General features: G+C 67.0%; 17 protein-coding genes. 11 read left to right on the forward strand and 6 right to left on the reverse strand.

Annotated elements, in window-relative coordinates; translation table 11 throughout:
• Window positions 1-17: 17 nt before the first annotated feature.
• Window positions 18-509: a VOC family protein gene (locus tag B551_RS13800; protein WP_006575696.1), complete on the reverse strand. Its 492-nt coding sequence runs from the start codon at window positions 507-509 to the stop codon at window positions 18-20.
• Window positions 510-698: 189 nt separating this feature from the next.
• The gene (locus B551_RS13805; RefSeq protein WP_006575697.1) at window positions 699-1,358 is read right to left on the reverse strand and encodes a glutathione S-transferase; all 660 of its coding nucleotides are present in this window, start codon (window positions 1,356-1,358) and stop codon (window positions 699-701) included.
• Between the two features lie 190 nt (window positions 1,359-1,548).
• Here B551_RS13805 and B551_RS13810 point away from each other — a divergent pair, with 190 nt between their 5' ends.
• Window positions 1,549-2,166, forward strand: coding sequence for a TetR/AcrR family transcriptional regulator (locus B551_RS13810; protein WP_006575698.1), 618 nt, complete (start codon window positions 1,549-1,551; stop codon window positions 2,164-2,166).
• A 101-nt stretch (window positions 2,167-2,267) separates the two neighbouring features.
• Here the strand turns inward: B551_RS13810 and B551_RS13815 are convergent, their stop codons facing one another.
• Window positions 2,268-3,647, reverse strand: a complete 1,380-nt coding sequence (locus B551_RS13815; RefSeq protein WP_006575699.1) for a HAMP domain-containing sensor histidine kinase — start codon at window positions 3,645-3,647, stop codon at window positions 2,268-2,270.
• Window positions 3,648-3,761: 114 nt separating this feature from the next.
• On the opposite strand from B551_RS13815, the gene B551_RS13820 reads away from it, so the two are divergent.
• The 6 genes from B551_RS13820 (at window position 3,762) to B551_RS13845 (ending at window position 10,089) form a co-directional block, all read left to right on the forward strand.
• On the forward strand, window positions 3,762-4,202 hold the full coding sequence (locus tag B551_RS13820) for a helix-turn-helix transcriptional regulator (RefSeq protein WP_006575700.1): 441 nt from the start codon (window positions 3,762-3,764) through the stop codon (window positions 4,200-4,202).
• A gap of 76 nt (window positions 4,203-4,278) precedes the next feature.
• Window positions 4,279-4,689: a VOC family protein gene (locus tag B551_RS13825; RefSeq protein ID WP_006575701.1), complete on the forward strand. Its 411-nt coding sequence runs from the start codon at window positions 4,279-4,281 to the stop codon at window positions 4,687-4,689.
• A 332-nt stretch (window positions 4,690-5,021) separates the two neighbouring features.
• A complete protein-coding gene (locus B551_RS13830; protein ID WP_083492600.1) occupies window positions 5,022-5,663 on the forward strand; it encodes a (2Fe-2S)-binding protein in 642 nt (213 codons plus the stop codon).
• Entirely contained in the window at window positions 5,660-6,805 is a 1,146-nt protein-coding gene (locus tag B551_RS13835) for a xanthine dehydrogenase family protein subunit M (RefSeq protein WP_023264328.1), read from the forward strand. Before B551_RS13830 ends, B551_RS13835 begins: the two co-directional genes overlap by 4 nt.
• Window positions 6,802-9,096, forward strand: coding sequence for a xanthine dehydrogenase family protein molybdopterin-binding subunit (locus B551_RS13840; protein ID WP_023264329.1), 2,295 nt, complete (start codon window positions 6,802-6,804; stop codon window positions 9,094-9,096). The genes B551_RS13835 and B551_RS13840 overlap by 4 nt, the downstream gene beginning before the upstream one ends.
• Before the next feature lie 177 nt (window positions 9,097-9,273).
• Window positions 9,274-10,089: a MetQ/NlpA family ABC transporter substrate-binding protein gene (locus B551_RS13845; RefSeq protein ID WP_043439612.1), complete on the forward strand. Its 816-nt coding sequence runs from the start codon at window positions 9,274-9,276 to the stop codon at window positions 10,087-10,089.
• 7 nt (window positions 10,090-10,096) lie between these two features.
• Here the strand turns inward: B551_RS13845 and B551_RS13850 are convergent, their stop codons facing one another.
• A complete protein-coding gene (locus B551_RS13850; protein ID WP_231906376.1) occupies window positions 10,097-11,029 on the reverse strand; it encodes an EamA family transporter in 933 nt (310 codons plus the stop codon).
• 83 nt (window positions 11,030-11,112) lie between these two features.
• On the opposite strand from B551_RS13850, the gene B551_RS13855 reads away from it, so the two are divergent.
• A complete protein-coding gene (locus B551_RS13855; RefSeq protein ID WP_006577531.1) occupies window positions 11,113-12,000 on the forward strand; it encodes a LysR family transcriptional regulator in 888 nt (295 codons plus the stop codon).
• A gap of 58 nt (window positions 12,001-12,058) precedes the next feature.
• On the opposite strand, the gene B551_RS13860 is transcribed toward B551_RS13855, so the two are convergent.
• Together B551_RS13860 and B551_RS13865 are read right to left on the reverse strand one after the other, a co-directional pair.
• On the reverse strand, window positions 12,059-12,907 hold the full coding sequence (locus tag B551_RS13860; RefSeq protein ID WP_043439556.1) for a tetratricopeptide repeat protein: 849 nt from the start codon (window positions 12,905-12,907) through the stop codon (window positions 12,059-12,061).
• The gene (locus tag B551_RS13865) at window positions 12,885-14,948 is read right to left on the reverse strand and encodes a bifunctional 2',3'-cyclic-nucleotide 2'-phosphodiesterase/3'-nucleotidase (RefSeq protein WP_043439558.1); all 2,064 of its coding nucleotides are present in this window, start codon (window positions 14,946-14,948) and stop codon (window positions 12,885-12,887) included. Before B551_RS13865 ends, B551_RS13860 begins: the two co-directional genes overlap by 23 nt.
• Window positions 14,949-15,232: 284 nt before the next feature.
• Between B551_RS13865 and B551_RS13870 the strand changes: the two genes are divergently transcribed.
• The 3 genes from B551_RS13870 to B551_RS13880 all read left to right on the forward strand — a co-directional run bounded on the left by B551_RS13870 (window position 15,233) and on the right by B551_RS13880 (window position 19,507).
• A complete protein-coding gene (locus tag B551_RS13870) occupies window positions 15,233-15,754 on the forward strand; it encodes a sigma-70 family RNA polymerase sigma factor (RefSeq protein WP_006578504.1) in 522 nt (173 codons plus the stop codon).
• A gap of 28 nt (window positions 15,755-15,782) precedes the next feature.
• The gene (locus tag B551_RS13875) at window positions 15,783-16,817 is read left to right on the forward strand and encodes a FecR domain-containing protein (RefSeq protein WP_006578505.1); all 1,035 of its coding nucleotides are present in this window, start codon (window positions 15,783-15,785) and stop codon (window positions 16,815-16,817) included.
• A 230-nt stretch (window positions 16,818-17,047) separates the two neighbouring features.
• On the forward strand, window positions 17,048-19,507 hold the full coding sequence (locus B551_RS13880) for a TonB-dependent receptor (protein WP_023264331.1): 2,460 nt from the start codon (window positions 17,048-17,050) through the stop codon (window positions 19,505-19,507).
• Window positions 19,508-19,533 lie beyond the last annotated feature (26 nt).

Consider the following 19,533-nt stretch of genomic DNA (forward strand, 5'->3'; position numbering starts at 1 on the left):
GAGTCAGGCCTGCTGCATCAAGCGCCTTGTCCACCGAGCCGTGCCGCCTCGATCGCTGCGATGTCGATCTTCTTCATCGTCATCATCGCGTCGAATACGCGCTTGGCCGCCGCGCGATCCGGACCGGTGATCGCGTCAGTCAGGGCACGCGGACTGATTTGCCATGACAATCCCCACCGGTCCCTGCACCACCCGCATTCGATTTCCTGTCCGCCATTGCTGACGATCGCGTTCCACAGGCGATCGGTTTCGGCCTGGTCGTCGGTAGAAATCAGGAACGAGAAGGCCTCGTTGTGTTTGACCTGCGGGCCTCCGTTCAATCCGATGCAAGGAATGCCGATCACCGTGAATTCGACCATCAGGACATCGCCCTCCTTCCCGGACGGATAATCGCCTGGCGCCTTGTGGATGGCGCCGACCGCGCTGTCGGGAAAAGTCTGGGCATAGAAGGTGGCGGCATCGAGCGCGTCGTTGTCGTACCACAAGCAGATCGTGTTCTTGCTGAGCATGTCGTGTCTCCTGAAGCGTCAAGAATCCGTCATCGGACGCCGCGCTCGCGCAGCGGCCGCTGTCCACATTGGTGGGCCGGTCTAGCGGATCGAGCGGATGCCGTTGTCGGGCCCTTGTCGGGCCCTGCCACTGTCGCACACTCTCGCGACAGGAGCGAGGCCAGCGCTCCACCATCACGGCTGCGATCTTCAAGCCGATGCGCGGGACAGCGCCGAGAACACCGGCTGGCTGCCGACCGTCGGGCGTTGCAGCATTCTCGCGTACCAGGCTCGCAGCGCCTCGCACTCCGCAGGCACCGGCAGCTTGACCAGTGCGGCAAAGATCAATCCGCCGATCACCGCGATATCCGCCATCGAAAAGGCCTCGCCAGCGACATACGGCTGCCGTTTGAGGACCGAGTCGAAATAGTGCATGCCCCTCACTGCCTTGTCGCGCTGGCGCAAGCCCCATTCCGCGTTTTGATAGATTTCGACATCCGGCCCCAACCCTGGGGTGCCGTGATGGAAGTAGACACTGATGGCATCAAGCAATTCCAGTTCGGCGCGCTTGTTCATCATGTGGATGATGCCTTTTTCGCGCGCCGTCCGGCCGGTCAGAGTCGGTTGGCCATCGACTGCGTCCAGATATTCGGTGATGGCCGTACATTCCGCAATGCACGTGCCATCGCCGAGCTCGAGCACCGGCAGTGTGCCCGAGTAATTCCTGGTGGCAATGAACTCCGGCCTTTTGTGCTCGCCCTGGTAAAGATCGACCATCACGAATTCGACGCGCGACTGAAGGTTCTTTTCGGCCAAGGCAATGCGAACGCGCGTTGGATAAGGCCCGGTCGGGAAATCGTAGATCCGCATCGGGGATATCGTTGTGGCAGTGATGCTGTTGGAATGGGAAGTCACGATTGCCGTTCTCCAAAGTGAATGGCGGGTCCGATGGAGGGCGCGTTGACCTCCGCAGTCTATCTACCTAACGATCGTTAGGGTCGAAGATAGAAGGTACAATGCGGCACGTCAAGAACTGATTGTGGTCCGAGAGGCACAAACGATGACAAAGCACACGAGCGCGAGCGAGACCCCTGGCCCCGCCTCCGGCTCCGGCTCCGGCTCCGGCTCCAGGGAGCGAATCCTGGCCGCGGCCACTCGCATCGCGCAGGCGCACGGCTACGGCGGCTTGAATTTTCGTGATCTCGCGGAGGCGGTGGGCATCAAGGCCGCCAGCATCTACCACCATTTCGATAGCAAGGCCGATCTTGGCGCGGCCGTAGCGCGGCGTTATTGGCAAGGCACAGCGGACGCTCTTGAAGAACTGCTCGCCAGATCGCCGGATCCGCTATCAAGCCTGCATCGCTATCCCGAGTTGTTTCGCAAGGCGCTCGAAAGCGGCAATCGCATTTGCCTATGCAGCTTCATGGCCGCGGAAACGGATGATCTGCCGGAAGTGGTGAAGGCCGAAGTCAAGGCCTTTCAAGACGTGAATATTGCCTGGCTGAGCAAGGTGTTGTCGGCTGCGGCCGTAGTCGATCCGGCTCAGAGCGGCCAGCGGGCACGCGCGATCTTTGCCGCCATCGCGGGCGCTCAACTCTTTGCAAGAAGCCATGCCGACATTGCTGTGTACGACATGTTGGTCGACAGTTATCGAAACGCTGGTCTTCTACCGGCATAGCGTCTTTTCTGCTGGCTGAACGAATTCGGGCCGCACAAATTCGGCGCGGCCCGTTTCATCGCACATCCGGCCCATGGAAGGCCGGCGATACGTGTTCAATATCAGGCGGTGGCTGCCGTGGCCGGGTTGGCGGCGGGCGGTGCGGTTCGCAGCGGCAATACCACCCTCGCCACAAGTCCCGGCCCGCCATCCGCGCGCCCCGTCAGTTCGACGCGGCCGCCCAGGTTCGCTGCAATCGTCTGCACGATGGCGAGTCCGAGTCCACTGCCCTCTTCGTCGGTCGCGCCGCCGCGGTAGAAGCGCTCGAAGACCCGCAGGCGAGCGGCCTCGGGAATGCCCGGCCCGGTGTCGGCCACTTCGATCACGACATTGTCCCCGCCACCGCCACCGCCTTCGTCGCGGCGCACGCTCAGGTCTACCCGCCCTCCCCGGCCGCCATACCGGATGGCATTGTCCGCAAGGTTCTTGATCAGCATACGCAGATCCGTCTCCGTGGCGGCAAGCCGCACGTCGTCCAGCCGCTCCACGCCCAGGTCGACGCCGCGGTCGATGGCAAGCGGCAGCAGGTCGGTCACGACATCGGTGACGACAGCGGCCACCGCCACGTTATCCAGCGCGCGCGGCGTGCCGATTTCCGCGCGAGCCAGTTCGAGCAATCTGGTAATCAGCGTTCCCGTACGCCGGATGCCGCGGCGCAGTTCTTCGAGTTGCTGGTCGATGTTGTCGCGCGGCGCCTGCATCAGGTTCTCGACCTGCAGCTGGAGGGCGGTCAGCGGCGAGCGCAATTCATGCGCGGCGTTCGCGATAAAGCTGCGCTCCGTATTGATCAGCCCGGACAGCCGGACCATCATCCGGTTGACCGATTCCAGGAAGGGGCGCAGTTCCTCCGGCGCGGTGCCGGTATCGACGGGCTCCAGATGATTGAGGTCGGCCTGCGCGACGCGCTCGCCGATCACGCTCAATGGCCGCAGCGCCTGCCTGACGCTGACACGGATCGCCCATACCAGCACCGGCAGCAACACCACGACGGGAATCGCGGCCCACGCCGCCACCCGTCGCGCATTGGCCGCGCGGACCGCTCGCTGTTGGGCAATCTGCATGTAGGCATCGCCGGCCTGCATCGCGAACACGTCCCAAACGAGTCCGCCGGCTTCCACGTCGGAGAAGCCGAGCTGCATCCGCGGCAGCAGCACCCACGGGGCGCTGCTGTGGCCAGGACGGACGCCGTCCTCCGGCCCCCAGGTCTGCACCAGCACAGGCGGGGCCGGCGGGGGCTTGCCGTGGGACGGCGCCGGCATGACCGGTGGTGCTGCGCGGATCGCGGCGGCGGCGTGCCGCAGATCCTCGTTGAACTCGCTGGCGAGCTGACGGACCACGATCCACGCGCCCAGCGCCCCCAGAAGTCCGACAAGGAGCGCCAGGCCGCCGAGCGACAGGCTCAGACGGCGGTGCAGCGATCCGAGGGCAGCGGTCTTGGCCATGTCCGACTCCAGTCCGGTTCACGACCGCAGTGTGGGCGATCGGCTTCCCCATGCCAATCGGGTAGGCCCCGCCCCGAGGTTGAGTCCGGACTTTGCGCATGGCACGATACCGCGATGCCCGCCGCCGCCCCCGACACCACGCTACGAGACCTGGCCCGCCTGCGCCGCGTCCGCGACCGCATCGACCGCGACTACGCCAAGCCGCTCGACGTCGAGGCACTCGCCCGGAGCGTCCACATGTCGGCCGGCCATCTGAGCCGCCAATTCCGACTGGCGTACGGCGAATCCGTCTACTCCTACCTGATGACCCGGCGCATCGAGCGCGCGATGGCGCTGCTGCGCCGCGGCGACCTGAGCGTGACCGAGGTCTGCTTCGAGGTCGGATGCGCGTCGCTGGGCACGTTCAGCACGCGGTTCAGCGAACTGGTCGGCGTCTCCCCGAGCGTTTACCGGCGCGACTGCGCCGGCCAGGCCGAGGGCATTCCCGCCTGCGTCGCCAGGCAGGTCACGCGACCGATCAGGAATCGAGAAGCACCGGAAAAAGAGCCCGTCTAGACTGGCTCACATGGCTTCGAGCCCACGCCGCGACGGCGCGGCCGACGCCTGTCCTCAAACACCATGGAGCCTGATCTTGGACATCACCATCCACTCGACCTTCCTGCCCCACACCGACCCGGAGGTCTCGCTGGCCTTCTATCGCGACGCCCTGGACTTCGAGGTGCGCAAGGACGTTGCCTTCGGCGGCTATCGCTGGATCACCGTCGGCCCGAAGGGCAAGCCCGACACCTCGATCGTGCTGTACCCGCCCAATGCCACGCCGGGCGTCACCGACGACGAGAAGCGAACCGTCGCCGAGATGATGGCCAAGGGAACCTTCGCAATGCTGCTGCTCGGTGCCAGGGACCTGGATGCCGTGTTCCAGCGCCTTCAGGAGCGCGACGCGGAGATCGTGCAGGAGCCGACCGACCAGCCTTACGGCGTGCGCGATTTCGGCGTGCGCGATCCGGCCGGCAACATGATCCGGATCCAGCAGTTGAAGTGAGGTCGAACGGGCGGCGCGCGTTGGATCGATTGATGGCTCGCCGCCATCCCCGTACCCTGCCCTTCCCTTGGCGAACCCCTGCTGCGATGCCTGACGTTTTTACCAACGACTACGCGTCAAGATTGCATCGCCTCACCGTATCCTCCGCACGCCAAAGCAGCTCCCGGATGTAGCACGGCACACGTTTGCCGGGGATTGGTGCCGCCTTGGCGTCCAGCCGCCGCGCCAGCCGCCTTCTGCCGCCTCTCCTGCCGCATTGGCGCAGCCCTTGCGTGGCCGCCCAAGGTGCTCCGCATCTGTCGGGGCCTGATGGCGACACATGGAGGACCGACATGCTGGCACCCGAGCCCAAACCGATCACCCGCTCCCCGCGGAACGAGCCTCGCCCCGTGCCCTCGCGGCTGCCGGTACGTCTTCGCATCAATGGCGCCGATTACACGCTGCACGTCGAGCCCTGGGTCACGCTGCTGGACCTGTTGCGCGAGCAGCTGGACCTGACCGGCACCAAGAAGGGCTGCGACCATGGCCAGTGCGGCGCCTGCACGATTCTTGCGGACGGCCGCCGGATCAATGCCTGCCTGGCGCTGGCGGTCGCCTACGACCAGGCCGACATCACGACCGTCGAAGGACTCGCCCGGCTCGGTGCCGACGGGCATGCGCTGCATCCGCTGCAGCAGGCCTTCATCGAATGCGATGCCTTCCAGTGCGGCTATTGCACGCCAGGACAACTGTGCTCGGCGGCTGGCTTGATGAACGAAACCCCGCCGCGCAACGTGCCGGAGATTCGCGAGCGGATGAGCGGCAATCTGTGCCGCTGCGGCGCGTATCCGCAGATCGTCGAGGCGGTGTCCCGGGTCGTGCTGAACGGCCGCGCACGGGACGAAGGCGCACGCCAAACGGAAAACGCAGACGAAACCGCCGCGATTCCTGCCGGCGCAACGCCGTCATCGGCAACAACGGAGCAGACGCCATGAACCCGTTCCGCTATGAACGCGCCGACACCATGCCGGTGGCGCTTGCACTGATCCATGAGGCCGCCGAGCGCGCATCGGGCAATGCGTCCGCACGCTGCCTGGCGGGCGGCACCAATCTGGTCGATCTGATGAAGGTCGACGTGATGCGCCCCGTCACGCTGGTCGACCTGGGCCTGCTGCCGCTGGCCGAGATCGAGGAACAGCCCGACGGCAGCCTGCATCTTGGCGCGATGGCCCGCAACGCGGACACCGCCGAGCATCCGCTGGTGCGCGAGCGCTATCCGCTGCTGCGCGCCGCGATCCTGGCCGGAGCCTCGCCGCAGATCCGCAATATGGCGACCAACGGCGGCAATCTGCTGCAGCGCACGCGCTGCTACTACTTCTACGATGCCGGCGTGCCGTGCAACAAGCGCGCGCCGGGCACCGGTTGTCCGGCCGCGACCGGGCTGGCCCGCCAGCACGCGATCCTCGGCGCCACCGAGCATTGCATTGCGACCCACCCATCGGATATGTGCGTGGCGCTGGCGGCGTTGGACGCGACGGTCCATGTCGAATCGGTCAGCGGCACACGCGAGATTCCGTTCGGCGAATTCCATCGCCTGCCGGGCGATCGGCCGGACATCGATACCACGCTGGCGCCCGACGAGATCATCACGCATCTGTCGCTGCCGCCGGCCGAGGCCTTCGCCGCTCACAGCTGCTATCTGAAGGTGCGCGAGCGCGCCTCGTACGCCTTTGCGCTGGTGTCGGTGGCGGCGGCTCTCGATCTGGAGGCCGACGGCCGCATCCGCGCCGCCCGGCTCGCACTGGGCGGCGTCGCCCACAAGCCCTGGCGCGACACCGAGGCCGAGGGCCTGCTGGTCGGCAAGCCGGCGGACGCCGAAGCGTTCGCCGAGGCGGCCCGCTTCGTGCTGCGCGACGCGCGCGCCTGGGGCGGTCCGGCGCTGCCGGAAAGCTGGCCGGACAGCCCGCGCAACGGCGGCACCAACCATGCCCCGAATAACGGCCCAAACAACGGCCCAAACAACGGCTTCAAGATTCCACTGGCCGAGCGCGCGATCGTGCGCGCGCTGGAAATGGCGGCGGCCGGCATTCTGACCAACACCGGTCAGGACGCCTATCGCGAGGAGACACTGGCATGACCAAGACCGTGCTCGAACCGATCGACGAGAATCAGCAGCCGGTGGCGCTGCCCGGCTCCGGGCAGTCGGGGATCGGCACGCCGACGCCCCGCATCGACGGCGTTGCCAAGGTGACCGGCCACGCGCGCTACGCGGCCGAGCATCCCGCGCCGGATCTCGCCTACGGCGTGGTGGTCAACAGCACCGTTGCGCGCGGCCGCATCGTTTCGATCGATGCAAGCCAGGCGTTGGCGGTGCCCGGGGTCATCGACGTGATCACGCACGAGAACCGTCCCAAGGTCCGCTCGCTGCGGCTGTTCTACAAGGACATGACGGCCCCGGCCGGCTCGCCGTTCCGGCCGCTGTACGACGACGAGATTCACTACAGCGGCCAGCCGGTCGCGCTGGTGGTGGCGGAGACCTTCGAACTGGCGCGCTACGCCGCGATGCTGGTCCAGGTCCAGTACGAGGCCACACCGCACGAAACGAACTTGCTGGCCAACTTGCAGCACAGCCACGAGCCGTCCTCGCTGAAGGCCGGCTATTCGCCAACACCGAAGCCGAAAGGCGACGCCGATGCGGCCTTCGACGCCGCGCCGGTCAAGATCGATGCCGAGTACTACGCCGGCGTCGAGCACCACAACCCGATGGAGATGCACGCCAGCACGGTGATCCGCGACAGCCGCGGCCATCTGCTGATCCACGACAAGACCCAGGGCTCGCAGAACTGCCGGTGGATGGTGTCGCGCGTCTTCGGCCTGCCCAAGCGCAAGGTGGTGGTGCGCAACCAGTTCGTCGGCGGCGCCTTCGGCTCGGGCCTGCGGCCGCAGTACCCGCTGCTGATGGCGGTAATGGGCGCGCTGAAGCTGCAACGCTCGATGCGCGTGGTGCTGACCCGCCAGCAGATGTTCACCTTCGGCCATCGTCCGGAAACCTGGCAGCGCGTTCGGCTGGCCGCGGACACCGAGGGCCGGCTGAAGGCCGTGATCCACGAGGTCGCCGCGGAAACGTCGCGCCATGAGGACTACGTCGAGGTCGTCGCGAACTGGTCGGGACAGCTCTACGCCAGCGAAAACGTTCGCCTCGAATATCGGCTGGTCGATCTGGACCACTACACACCGATGGACATGCGCGCGCCGGGCGCGGCCCACGGCGTGCATGCGCTGGAAGTGGCGATGGACGAGCTGTCGTACGCCGTCGGCATCGACCCGCTGGCGCTGCGGCTCGCCAACTACGCCGAGCGCGACGGCAACAAGGGCCTGCCCTTCTCGACCAAGTCGCTGCGTGAATGCTATGACGAGGGCGCCCGGCGCTTCGGCTGGCACAAGCGCCCGCTGCAGCCGCGCTCGATGCGGGACGGCCACGAACTGGTCGGCTGGGGCATGGCCACGGGAACCTGGGACGCGATGCAGATGGCCGCGCGCGCCAGTGCGACGCTGCATGCGGACGGCATGCTCGAAGTCGCCAGCGCGGCCAGCGACATCGGCACCGGCACCTATACCGCGATGACGCAGATCGCGGCTTCCGCGATGGGCCTGCCGCTGGAACGGGTGGTGTTCCGCCTCGGCGATTCGGAATTGCCATTCGCGCCGATCGAGGGCGGCTCCTCGCATGTGGCGACCGTCGGCTCGGCCGTCGACGGTGCCTGCGAACGCCTGCGACGCCAGCTGTGGCGCCTGGCCCGAGGACTGCGCGACAGCGCCTTCCACGGCTGCGGCTTCGAACAGGTGGCATTCCGCGACGGCATGATCTGCCTGCGCGCCGATCCCGCCGCTGCGATGCCGCTGACCGATCTGCTGTCGGCCAACGGCAAGGACAAGCTGGGCGTGCGCTATCTGCTGGTGCCCAATCTTGCGGAACAGAAGAAGACCGTCCGAGCGGTCCATTCGGCCGTGTTCTGCGAGGTACGCGTCGACGAGGCGCTGGGGCTGGTGCGCGTGATGCGCGTGGTCAGCGCGGTGGCGGCCGGCCGCATCGTCAATCCGCTGACGGCCCGCAGCCAGGTGATCGGCGGCGTGGTCTGGGGCATCAGCCAGGCGCTGCACGAGGAAACGCATGCCGACCATGCGCTGGGCCGCTTCATGAACCATGACATCGCCGAGTACCACGTCGCGGCCAACGCCGACATCCGCGATATCGATGTCGTCTTCATCGAAGAGGACGACCGCATCGTCAGCCGCATCGGCGCCAAGGGCGTCGGCGAGATCGGCATCGTCGGCGTCGCGGCCGCGATCAGCAACGCGATCTTCCATGCGACCGGCAGGCGCCTGCGAACGACGCCGATGACGCCGGACAAGGTGATGGCGCGGTAGGTCGCCCCCGACGCAGCCCGTTCGTTGCGCATATGCGCCCGCCGCATATGCGCATGCCAATTTGCAGCTTCGCTCCCGTCTCGCCCGTCCCTACAATGGGCCGGCATGTTCCCCGGCGCAACCGCGCCGCAGCAGAACCAGTCGCAGAACAGAATCGAGAACCAACGGGAGAATTCGATGCGAGTCGCAAGCCGAGTCCGGATACTGGCCGCCCTTCTGCTGGCGGCCGGCGCCATGCAGTCCGTCAGTGCCGCGGACCCTGACAAGAAGGAAATCCGCTTCGGTGCGACCGCCGGCCCCTATGCCGACCAGATCCGCTACGGCATCAAGCCGATCCTGGAAGGCCGAGGCTACAAGGTGACCATCGTCGAATTCAGTGACTACGTGCAGCCAAACCTGGCGCTGGCGGACGGTGCGCTCGATGCCAATGCCTTCCAGCACTCGGTCTATCTGAAGACCTTTTCGGCCGACCGCAAGTTGCAGCTGTCCGAGGTAATCCACGTGCCGACGGCACCGATCGGCATCTACAGCCGCAAGCACAAGGCGCTGAGCGACGTGAAGCCGGGCGCGACCGTCTCGCTGCCCAACGACCCGACCAATCTGGCGCGCGCCATCGCGATCCTGCAGCAGATCGGCTGGATCACGCTGAAGCCCGGTACGGACGCGGTCCGTGCATCGGAGCGGGACATCGCCGGCAATCCGCACAAGCTCAAGCTGGTGCAGCTCGAAGCGGCGCAACTGCCCCGCTCGCTCGACGATGTCGACTATGCCTTCGTCAACGGCAACTTCGCGCTGGCCTCCGGGCTGAAGCTGACCTCGGCACTGGCGCTGGAAAAGATCCCCGACTACTACATGAATCTCGTGGCCGTCAAAACGAGCGATCTGAACAAGCCCTTCGTTGCCGAAATCCGGGATGCCTACCGCTCCGCCGCGTTCAAGGCCGTGACGCAGCAGCGCTTTGCCGGCTTCGTGGTGCCGGCATACCAGAAGTAGCGCATCGTCACGGCCGCCCCGCGCTCGCGGGGCGGCGTCCCGACAGCAGCGGCCGGATCGCGATGGCCATCAGCGCCAGCCAGATCATTGCCAGTGCGATCACGGTATTGGCCGATACCGGCTGCCGGTAGACGAACGTCGCCACGACGAACTGCGTGGTCGGCAGGATGAATTGCAGCAGGCCGCTGATCGACAGCGACAGGTGGTTGGCCGCATAGGAAAACAACATCAGCGGAACCGCCGACACCAGCCCGGCCATGGCCAGCGCGGCCAGATGCGGCTTCGACATATCCGCCGGCAGGGAAAGCGTCAGGTCCGAGAACATCAGTGCCAGGCCGCAGCCGACCGACAGGAACACCGTCTCCATCAGCAGGCCGCTGACCGCGTCAAGCGGCGTGAACTTCTTCAGGCAGGCATAGCCACCCCAGCTGATCGCGGCGGTCAGGTATAGCCAGTGCTGCAGTTCGCCGCTGCGCCACAACAGCAGTGCGATCGCGGCCGCGATGACCAGCAGCGCGCCGCCGACGAGCTTGTCCACCTTCTCGCGAAACACGATGATCCCGGCCGCGATCGAGATGCACGGCGCCGTCAGATAGCCGAGACCGGTCTCGACGACGTAGCCGTGGATCGAACTCCAGATGAAGACGCCCCAGTTGACCACCACCAGGCACGATGCGGCGACATGCAGCGCCAGAACGCGCGGCGCCAGCTTGCCGCGCAGGGCCCGCAGCCGCCCCGTCAGCCACAGGATGGCCAGCAACGTCGCCAGCGAAATGAAGATGCGATAGCCGACCAGCGTCGTCGGTGCAATGCTCGCCAGCAGCCGCCAGTACAGCGACGACGCGCCGAACACGACGTTGGCGGACACGCCGGCCGCTGCGGCGGCCATGCCGTTCGGGATTGCGAAACGCGATACGGTCATCGGTTGAGCCTCGTCCATGCAGTTGCCTTACCGAAACTGTATGAGCGACTTTCCATCGCGTAAAATGAATTATCCCGAACGGATCATTCGGAGAAATCGATATGCTGGAGTTGTCGGACCTGAAGACCTTCGCCGCCGTCGTGCAGGCCGGCGGTATCAACAAGGCCGCGGAATCTCTGCATCGTGCGCAATCGAGCATCACCGTCCGCATCCAGCAGCTGGAAGACAAGCTCGGCGTGACGCTGTTCCATCGCGACGGACGCAAGCTGGCGCTGTCGCCGGCGGGCAAGGTGCTGATGGACTATGCGGAACGGCTGCTCGATCTGGCCGACGAAGCGGCTGAGGCCACCCGCAACGACAGGCCCAGCGGCACGCTGCGGCTCGGCGCGATGGAGAGCACGGCGGCGGTTCGCCTGCCTGCGCCGCTGGGCCTGTTCCACGAGATGTATCCGGACGTCGCGCTGGAGCTGTCGTCGGGCGATCCGGCCGAGCTGGCGCAACTGGTCATCGATGGCCGGCTCGATGCGGCACTGACCACCGACCCGGTCTCCGACAAGCGCTTGAACGCGATGCCGATCTACGAGGAAGAACTGGTCATCGTGGCCGGCGCCGGCCATCCGCCGATCGCCTCGCCCAAGGACATCCCCTCGAAGACGATCCTGGCCTTTCCGCGGGGCTGTCCGCATCGCCGCTGCCTCGAGGACTGGTTCGCCCGCTCGCGGACGCGGCCGCGGCGCGTCGTCGAAGTCGGCTCCTATCACCTGATCCTGGGCTGCGTGGCGGTCGGCATGGGCGTTGCGCTGGTACCGCGCAGCATCGTCGGCATCTACAGCGAGCGAGCCCGGCTGAGCCTGCATCCGCTGCCCGCCAAATCAGGCCGCATGGTGACCCGGCTGATCTGGCGCAAGGATGCGGCCGAGGCCAATATCCTGGCGCTCTCCCGGACACTGCTCAAGGGCACCAGCAAGCCGCCGGCCAGCCCAGCCTAGTCGCGCGGCGGGGGCGGCGAACCCGATCGACTGGGCAGATGTTCAATCCGGGGCGATTTCAGGGCTCGAGGGCCGGATGCTTCAGCGCGTGCGCCGTCTCGACCAGGTGGAAGCGGAAGTTGCGCTCGTCGGGATCGAGGCCCAGCTCGCCATGGCGGTAGGCGATGGCCAGTGCCTGGATCGATTCCGGATGATCGCGCTCCGCGGCAGCTTCGTACCAGGCCACGGCCTTGGCGTCGTCGCGCGCTACCCCGCTGCCCTCGCGATAGGCGTTGGCCAGCATGAACATCGCCTGCGCCACTCCGCCCTCGGCCGCCACCGTGAACCAGCGCGCCGCTTCCCCGGGGTTCGGCTCGGCGCCGTAACCGCCGCGATGGAGCAGGCCGAGGTAGTAGGCCGCGCCGACATGGCCCGCCTCTGCCGCGGCGCGCAGATGCCGCCAGGCCGCCGGATGGTCGGGCTTGCCGTTTATCGCCGCGCCGCCGTCGCCGCCAGCACCGCCAAGGAACGCGGCCTTGCCGAGCACGAAATTGGCACGCGCGTCGCCCGTCGCCGCCGCGCGCAGCAGCCACTGGCGTGCCTGTTCTCGCTCGGCGGCATTTGGCCGCGACCCCAGCGCTTCGCCCAGCGCGGTCTGCGCGGCGGTCTCGCCGCGCTCGGCCGCGGCACACAGCGCGGCCAGCGCGTCAACGTCGCCGGCCGCCGTGGCCAAGGTCTGCCATTGCGCCAGCTGCATCCGGCGCGCGTCGTCGTGGTGCGCGGCATGGTGGCGCCAAAGCGCCGCACCGGCGACGCATGCAGCGGCCAGCAATACCGCCATCGTGCCGATGACCGGCAACGGACGCAGCCGGCGCCACGCGAAGCGCTTGCCGCCGCCCGGCCACTCAGCTGTCGAGGTCGATCGCATATTTCGCCAGGTTCTTGCCGGAGCCGTCGTCGGCGCTCTCCAGCGTGATGTTGGTGAGACCGGCGGCCTGCGCCTGCGGCAGCTGCCCCGGCGCGGAACTGAACACCACCTTGCCCGCGGTCGCGACCTTGGTGAAACGCCAGCTGCGTGCCGAGCCGTTGGCGGCACGGGTGATGGTGCCGATCTTCTTGATGTAGGCAATCAGCACGTCGCGGTTCGCATCGGGCGAGGCGTAGACGGTCTTGCTGCCGTCCAGCCCCGGGAAGTTGCCGGCGCCGCTGGCGCGGTAGTTGTTGGTGGCGACGATGAACTGCTGGCTGGCGGTCACCGGCGCCCCGAGGTAGCTGAGATTGCGGATGCGGCTGCCGACCGGCTGCGTTACGTCGATCTCGTAGCTCAGGTCCGCGCTGGTGAACATATCGAAGTTGTAGCCCGGAAAGCTGCTGATCAGCTTCTGCTCGGTGGTGGCCGTGGTGCTGATCTGGTTGAAGCGGCGCGCCGCGGTCTCGAGCCAGGCCTTCAACTCGTCGCCGTTGACCTTCACCGCGTAGACCGTGTTCGGATACAGGTAGAGATCGGCGGCGTTGTTGATGGCCAGGTTGCCGGCCTGCACGTCGGTGTAGTCGCTGCCCCCGCCGAAACCGCTCTTGAACGGCGCCGACACCGACAGCACCGGCAGCGATGCCAGCTCCGGCAGGTTGGCGGCGATGTAGTCCTTGACGTAGGCGGCCTGCGCCTGGTTGACGATCTGGATCGCGCCCGGATCCCCAACGTCAGCAAAGTAGCTGTTCATCCGGTAGTCGGTGGTGCCGATCGGCGTCTTCACGTAGGCGATGGTGGCCTGGTGCTCGGCTTCGATCGCGGCGGCGACCTCGGGGTCGGCCTCGACATAGCTCTTGTCGGCCTTCTGGATCGAGCGCGCCTGCACCGTGGTCGCGTTCTTGTCGACCGTCCAGCGCGTGCCGTCATGGGCCAGTTCGAGCTTGATCACGCCAAGGTGCTTGCCCCAGTAGTTCGCCATTACCGTCGGCACGCCGTTGACCAGCCCCTTGGCCTTGTCGACGCCCGGCAGGTTGAATTGCGCCACGGTGCTGTTGGCGTCGGGGAAGATCTGGTGCGAATGCCCGATCAGCATCGCATCGACGCCGGGCACCTTGGACAGATGCCAGCTCGCGTTCTCCATGTTGGGCGAATACGTCGACGCATCGAGGCCGCCATGCGAGATCACCACCACCAGGTCGGCGCCCTTGGCGCGCATTTCCGGGATGTATTGCTCGGCGGCTTCCCTGGCGCCGACCGTGTAGACCTTGCCGTCGAGCCAGCGCTTGTCCCAGGTCATGATCGCCGGCGGCGCGAAGCCGATGATGCCGACCTTGACGGGCACCGTCACGGCCTTGCCGTCGGGCGCCGTGGCGCTCAACTGCCGCGTGATGATCGTGTAGGGCTGGAACAGCGGCCCCTTCGACTTGACGCTGTAGACGTTGGCCAGCACCTGCGGAAACGTCGGGCCGGCGCAAGCGGTCTGCGCCGCCGGCTCGGGCAGCCCGTCGACGTTGAAGCGGTTGCCGGTGACCTGGTTCAGGAACGGCAAGCCGTAGTTGAACTCGTGATTGCCGATGCCGCCGCCATCGAACCTGGCTGCGTTCATCACCTTGTACATCGCCAGCGTATCGCCGCACGACAGCGGGCTGACCTGCGCCTGGTAATCGGCCAGTGCGGTGCCCTGGATCGTGTCGCCGTTGTCCAGCAGCATCGTGTTGGGGAATTCGGCGCGCGCCTGCTTGATCAGCGTCGAGACGCGCTCGAAGCCCATGGTCTGGTCTTCGGCCAGCTTGAAATAGTCGTAGCTGCGCACGTTGCTGTGCAGATCGGCGGTCTCCAGCAAGGCCAGCGTGGCCCGGGTGCCCGGCGCGACCGCGGCCGGCGGCGGCGAGCCCGGACCGGGATTGCCCGCGCCGTCGTCATCGGAACCGCAGGCAGCCAGCACGGCAACCGTCGCCAGGGCCGCCAGCCTGGTCAACCTGGATTGGAGTGAGGACACGGGTCTGCTCCTTTGCTGGGGGAGAAGCCGAAGATTGTCGCGGCGGACTATGGCGGCGGCATGGCAGAAATGTGGCAACGGGCGGACGGCGGACGATGCGCACGCCCTCCTTGCGGCTGGCCCCGATGCTGCCTTGACAGATTTCGTTTAACTCTGTTATTAATAATGATTACTATTTACATCATCCTGTTTTCATCACCTCCCTTTTTCATTCCGCCCTCCGTTGCGCCTTGCCCACTTCCGACCCGCCGGAGCGGCAGTCGAGCGGAACCCCCTGCTGGAACATGTCTACGCCGGTCTGCCTGCCACCCACGAGCATCGAGTCGCTGTATTGCGACCACCATCTATGGCTCAAGGGCTGGCTGCACCGGCGCCTGGGCAGTGCCGAGCAGGCCGGCGACCTGGCGCACGACACCTTCGTGCGGCTGCTGAACAGCGACCGCGTACCGAGCCGGCTGGACGAGCCCCGCGCCTACCTGACCACCGTCGCGCAGCGCCTGGTGTCCAACCACTGGCGGCGCGAGAAGCTCGAACGCGCCTATCTGGAAGCCCTGGCGCAGGCGCCAAGCCGCGCCGAACTGTCGCCGGAGGAACGGGCGATCCTGCTCGAGACCCTGTTCGAGCTCGATTGCCTGCTCGACGGGCTGCCGCGGATCGTCAAGGAAGCCTTCCTGCTGTCCCAGCTCGACGGGCAGACGCACGCCCAGGTCGCGCAGGCGCTGGGCATCTCGATTCCGACGGTCAAGCGCTATGTCGTCAAGGCGCTGCAGCGATGCTTCTTCGCCGACCTGTCGTTCGTCGGATAACGACCGCATCAACCCGGATATCGCCGCCTTGGCCTCCACCTGGTACCAGACCACCGCCGACGCGGCCAATATCCCGGCCGACGTGGCCGAGCGCGCGCTGGAATGGCTGCTCGAGCTGCAGGGCGAGGACGTGGCGCACGAGGTCGTCGAGGCCTGGCAGCGCTGGCGCGCCGCGCATCCGGATCACGAACGGGCCTGGCAGCGGATCGAATCGGTCAAGGACCGGCTGCGGCCGCTGTCCTCGCCGGTGACCGCCGAACTCGCGCGGGCCGCGCTCGCCCCGCCGGGATCCCCAGGACCGACCAGGCGCCGGCGCGCGATCAAGGTGCTGGCGCTGTCGCTGTTCGCCGGTGGACTGGCCTGGAGCGCGCGTGACCAAACAGCGTGGCGCCAATGGGCCGCGGACCATCGCACCGCGGTCGGGGAACGGCGCGTGGTGATGCTGCCGGACGGCACGCAGCTGTGGTTGAACACCGCCAGCGCGGTCGATATCGAATTCGAGGCGGTCCAACGGCGCGTCAGGCTGCTGGCCGGTGAAATCCTGATCGCCACGGCGAAGGACGATGCATCGCCATCCCGGCCCTTCCTCGTCGAAACCGCGCAGGGCACGGCGCAGGCGCTCGGCACGCGCTATGTCGTGCGCCAGCGCGGCGACGATACCGACGTCAGCGTCTTCGAGGGCAAGGTCGAAATCCGCCCCAATGGCAGAGACAATGATGGCCGCTCGATCGTGCTGCCGGCCGGCTATCGCGCCAGCTACACCGCGGACGGCATCACGTCCACTGCCCCGGCCGAGACCGCCGGCGCGTCGTGGGCCGAAGGGTTCATCGTCGCCCGCAGCATGCGGCTGGACGATTTCCTGGTGGAACTGGGCCGCTACAGCAATGACGCATTGTCATGCGACCCGGCGCTGGCGGGCCTGCGCGTGTCCGGCTCGTTCCCGGTCGACGACATCGGCAAGGTGTTGAGCGCGTTGGGTACGACGCTGGATGTGCGCACCGAAGTGGTGACACGGCTGTGGGGAAGACGCGAGATCCGGCTGACCCCCAAGCCTGCCGCGTAGCGACCCGATGCCGACGATGCCCGAAAACCCACCACGTCATTCCCGCGAAAGCGGGAATCCAGCGTCCTGGCAAGCCACTGGGTCCCCGTCTTCGCGGGGACGACGCAGGATTGCCAGCCAGCCCATTACCGGAGATCTGAAAAAAATTTGCCGCGAGCTGATCCGTTTTGGTTTTTCGCGGGTCATGGAGGTGAGCACTCCAACTTCTCCTCCTTCAGAAAGGTCAGATCATGGCTTCCCTCCGGGTCCACGTCACGGCGCCGACGCGCCAGCCCACTCACCGATTCCGGCGCAAGCTGCTGGCCCGCGCGGCGCGGCAGATCGCCTTCGGCGCCGCCGTTGCCGCGCCGGCGCTGTCCCTCCCGGCCATCGCCCATGCACAGCCGGCCGCGGCCAGCCGCAGCTATGACATCCCGGCCGGCACGCTCGAATACGCGCTCAGCCGCTTCGGCCGCGAGGCCGGCATCATGCTGTCGTTCAAACCGGAACTGACCGCCGGCCGCAGCAGCGGCGGCCTGAAGGGCGACTACACGGTCCGCCGCGGGCTGGACACGCTGCTGGCCAGTTCGGGGCTGGTGGCGGTCGAGCAGGCGAACGGCACCTACGTCGTCACTGGCGCGCCGCGGTCTGCGCAGGCCGGCGACGGCGTCGCGACGCTGCCGACGGCCACCGTGGTCGCCTCCGCCAACGACGGCGGGCTGCCCGCGCCCTATGCGGGCGGCCAGGTCGCGCGCGGGGGCGGCCTCGGCGTATTGGGCACGGCCGACGTGATGGACGTGCCGTTCAGCACCACCAACTACACGGCCGAGATGCTGCAGGACACGCAAGCCCGCACGCTGGCCGACGTGGTCGTCGGCGAGGCCTCGGTGCGCACGCTGACCTCGAGCGGCGGCTTCGGCGAGGACTTCCAGATCCGCGGCTACACCGTGTCAAGCGGCGACGTTGGCTTGAACGGCCTCTATGGCATGGCCTCCGCGAGCCGGATGCCGGCGCTGATGATGGAGCGCGTCGAGGTGCTCAAGGGCCCGGGCACGCTGATGTACGGCATCGGCCCGAACGGCAGCATCGGCGGCGCGATCAACGTGGTCACCAAGCGTGCCGGCGACGAGCCGCTGACCCGCCTGACCGGCACCTTCCAGAGCAAGTCGCAGCCCGGCGTGCAGGCCGACATCGGCCGCCGCTTCGGCGACAACAAGGAATGGGGCGTGCGCTTCAACGGCGCCTACCAGAACGGCAAGACGACGCTGGACGATGGCCGCGCCGAACAGACGGTCGGCGCGATCGGGCTGGACTATCGCGGCCGCAAGCTGCGCTGGTCGCTCGATGCCTACAGCCAGCACGAGGGCATCGACAACTTCCGGCCGCAGATCGGCTTCCTGGCCGGCGTCACGTCGATTCCCGAGGCGCCGTCCGGTCACCGGAATTTCTACCCCGGCACCAAGCTGAACCTGCACGACACGGCCGTGATGAGCCGGGTCGAATACGACCTCGCGCCTAACCTGATGGTATGGGGCGCGGCGGGCTATCACGAGGGATCGACGTATCAGGACTTCCCGTCGGGACGAGTCGATGCCCTGGGCAATTTCACCGTCAACAACGCCTGGTACGACGCGTACAGCAAGACGCGCACGGCCGAGGTCGGCGCGCGCGCAAGCTTTGCAACCTGGAACGTCGGCCATACCGTTACGTTCAGCGCGACGCGGCTCGATCAGGAGGCCGGCAACTTCTATCGGGCGAATCCGCTCAGCGACGGCGTGCCGTCCAGCATCTACAACCCCGTGCCGATTCCGCCGGTGCGCGGCACCCGTGACGAACCGCAGCGCGCCTCCGAAACCGAACTGACCAGCTTCTCGCTGACCGATACGCTGTCCTTCGCCGACGATCGCGTGCTGATCACCGGCGGCCTGCGCCACCAGCGCGTGGCGCTGGAAAATTTCACGGCTGGCGTGCAGTCGGGCAAGTACGACGACAGCGCGGTCTCGCCGCTCGCCGGCATCGTGATCAAGCCGCTGTCCAACGTGTCGGTCTACGGCAACTACACCGCGGGCCTGACGCGCGGCGGCGTCGCGCCGGCCGGCACCGAGAACGCGGGCGAGGTCTTCGCGCCGTACAAGTCCAGGCAGTACGAGGCCGGCGTCAAGGTCGACTGGAGCCGCCGCGTCACCACCACCGTCTCGGTGTTCCAGATCGAACGCCCGAGCGCCGTCACCGATCCCGCCACCAACATCTACAGCTTCGACGGCGAACAGCGCAACCGCGGCCTGGAACTGTCGGCCTACGGCGAAGTGATGCGCGGCCTGCGGCTGATGGCCAGCGCGACCTTCTTCGACGCCAAGCTGACCCGTACCGCCGGCGGCGTCAACGACGGCAAGGACGCCAACAACGTGCCCAAGCGCACCTTCAACCTGGGCGTCGACTGGGATACGCCGTGGGTGCAGGGCCTGAGCCTGTCCGGCCGCGTGCTGCATACCTCGTCGATGTACTTCAACGCGGCCAATACGCTGAGCCTGCCCAGCTATACCCGCTACGATATCGGCGCCCGCTACCGGACCCGCATCGGCAGCACGCCGGTGGTGCTGCGCGCCAATGTGCTGAACCTGTTCAACGACAACTACTGGCTGGCCAGCGGGACCTATGTCACCGTGGCCGCTCCCCGCACGCTGATGCTGTCGGCGCAATTCGACTTCTAACGGCTATCCAGGACTATCCAAGGACG

It is taken from the genome of Cupriavidus sp. HPC(L) (assembly GCF_000307735.3).
Lineage (GTDB): Bacteria > Pseudomonadota > Gammaproteobacteria > Burkholderiales > Burkholderiaceae > Cupriavidus.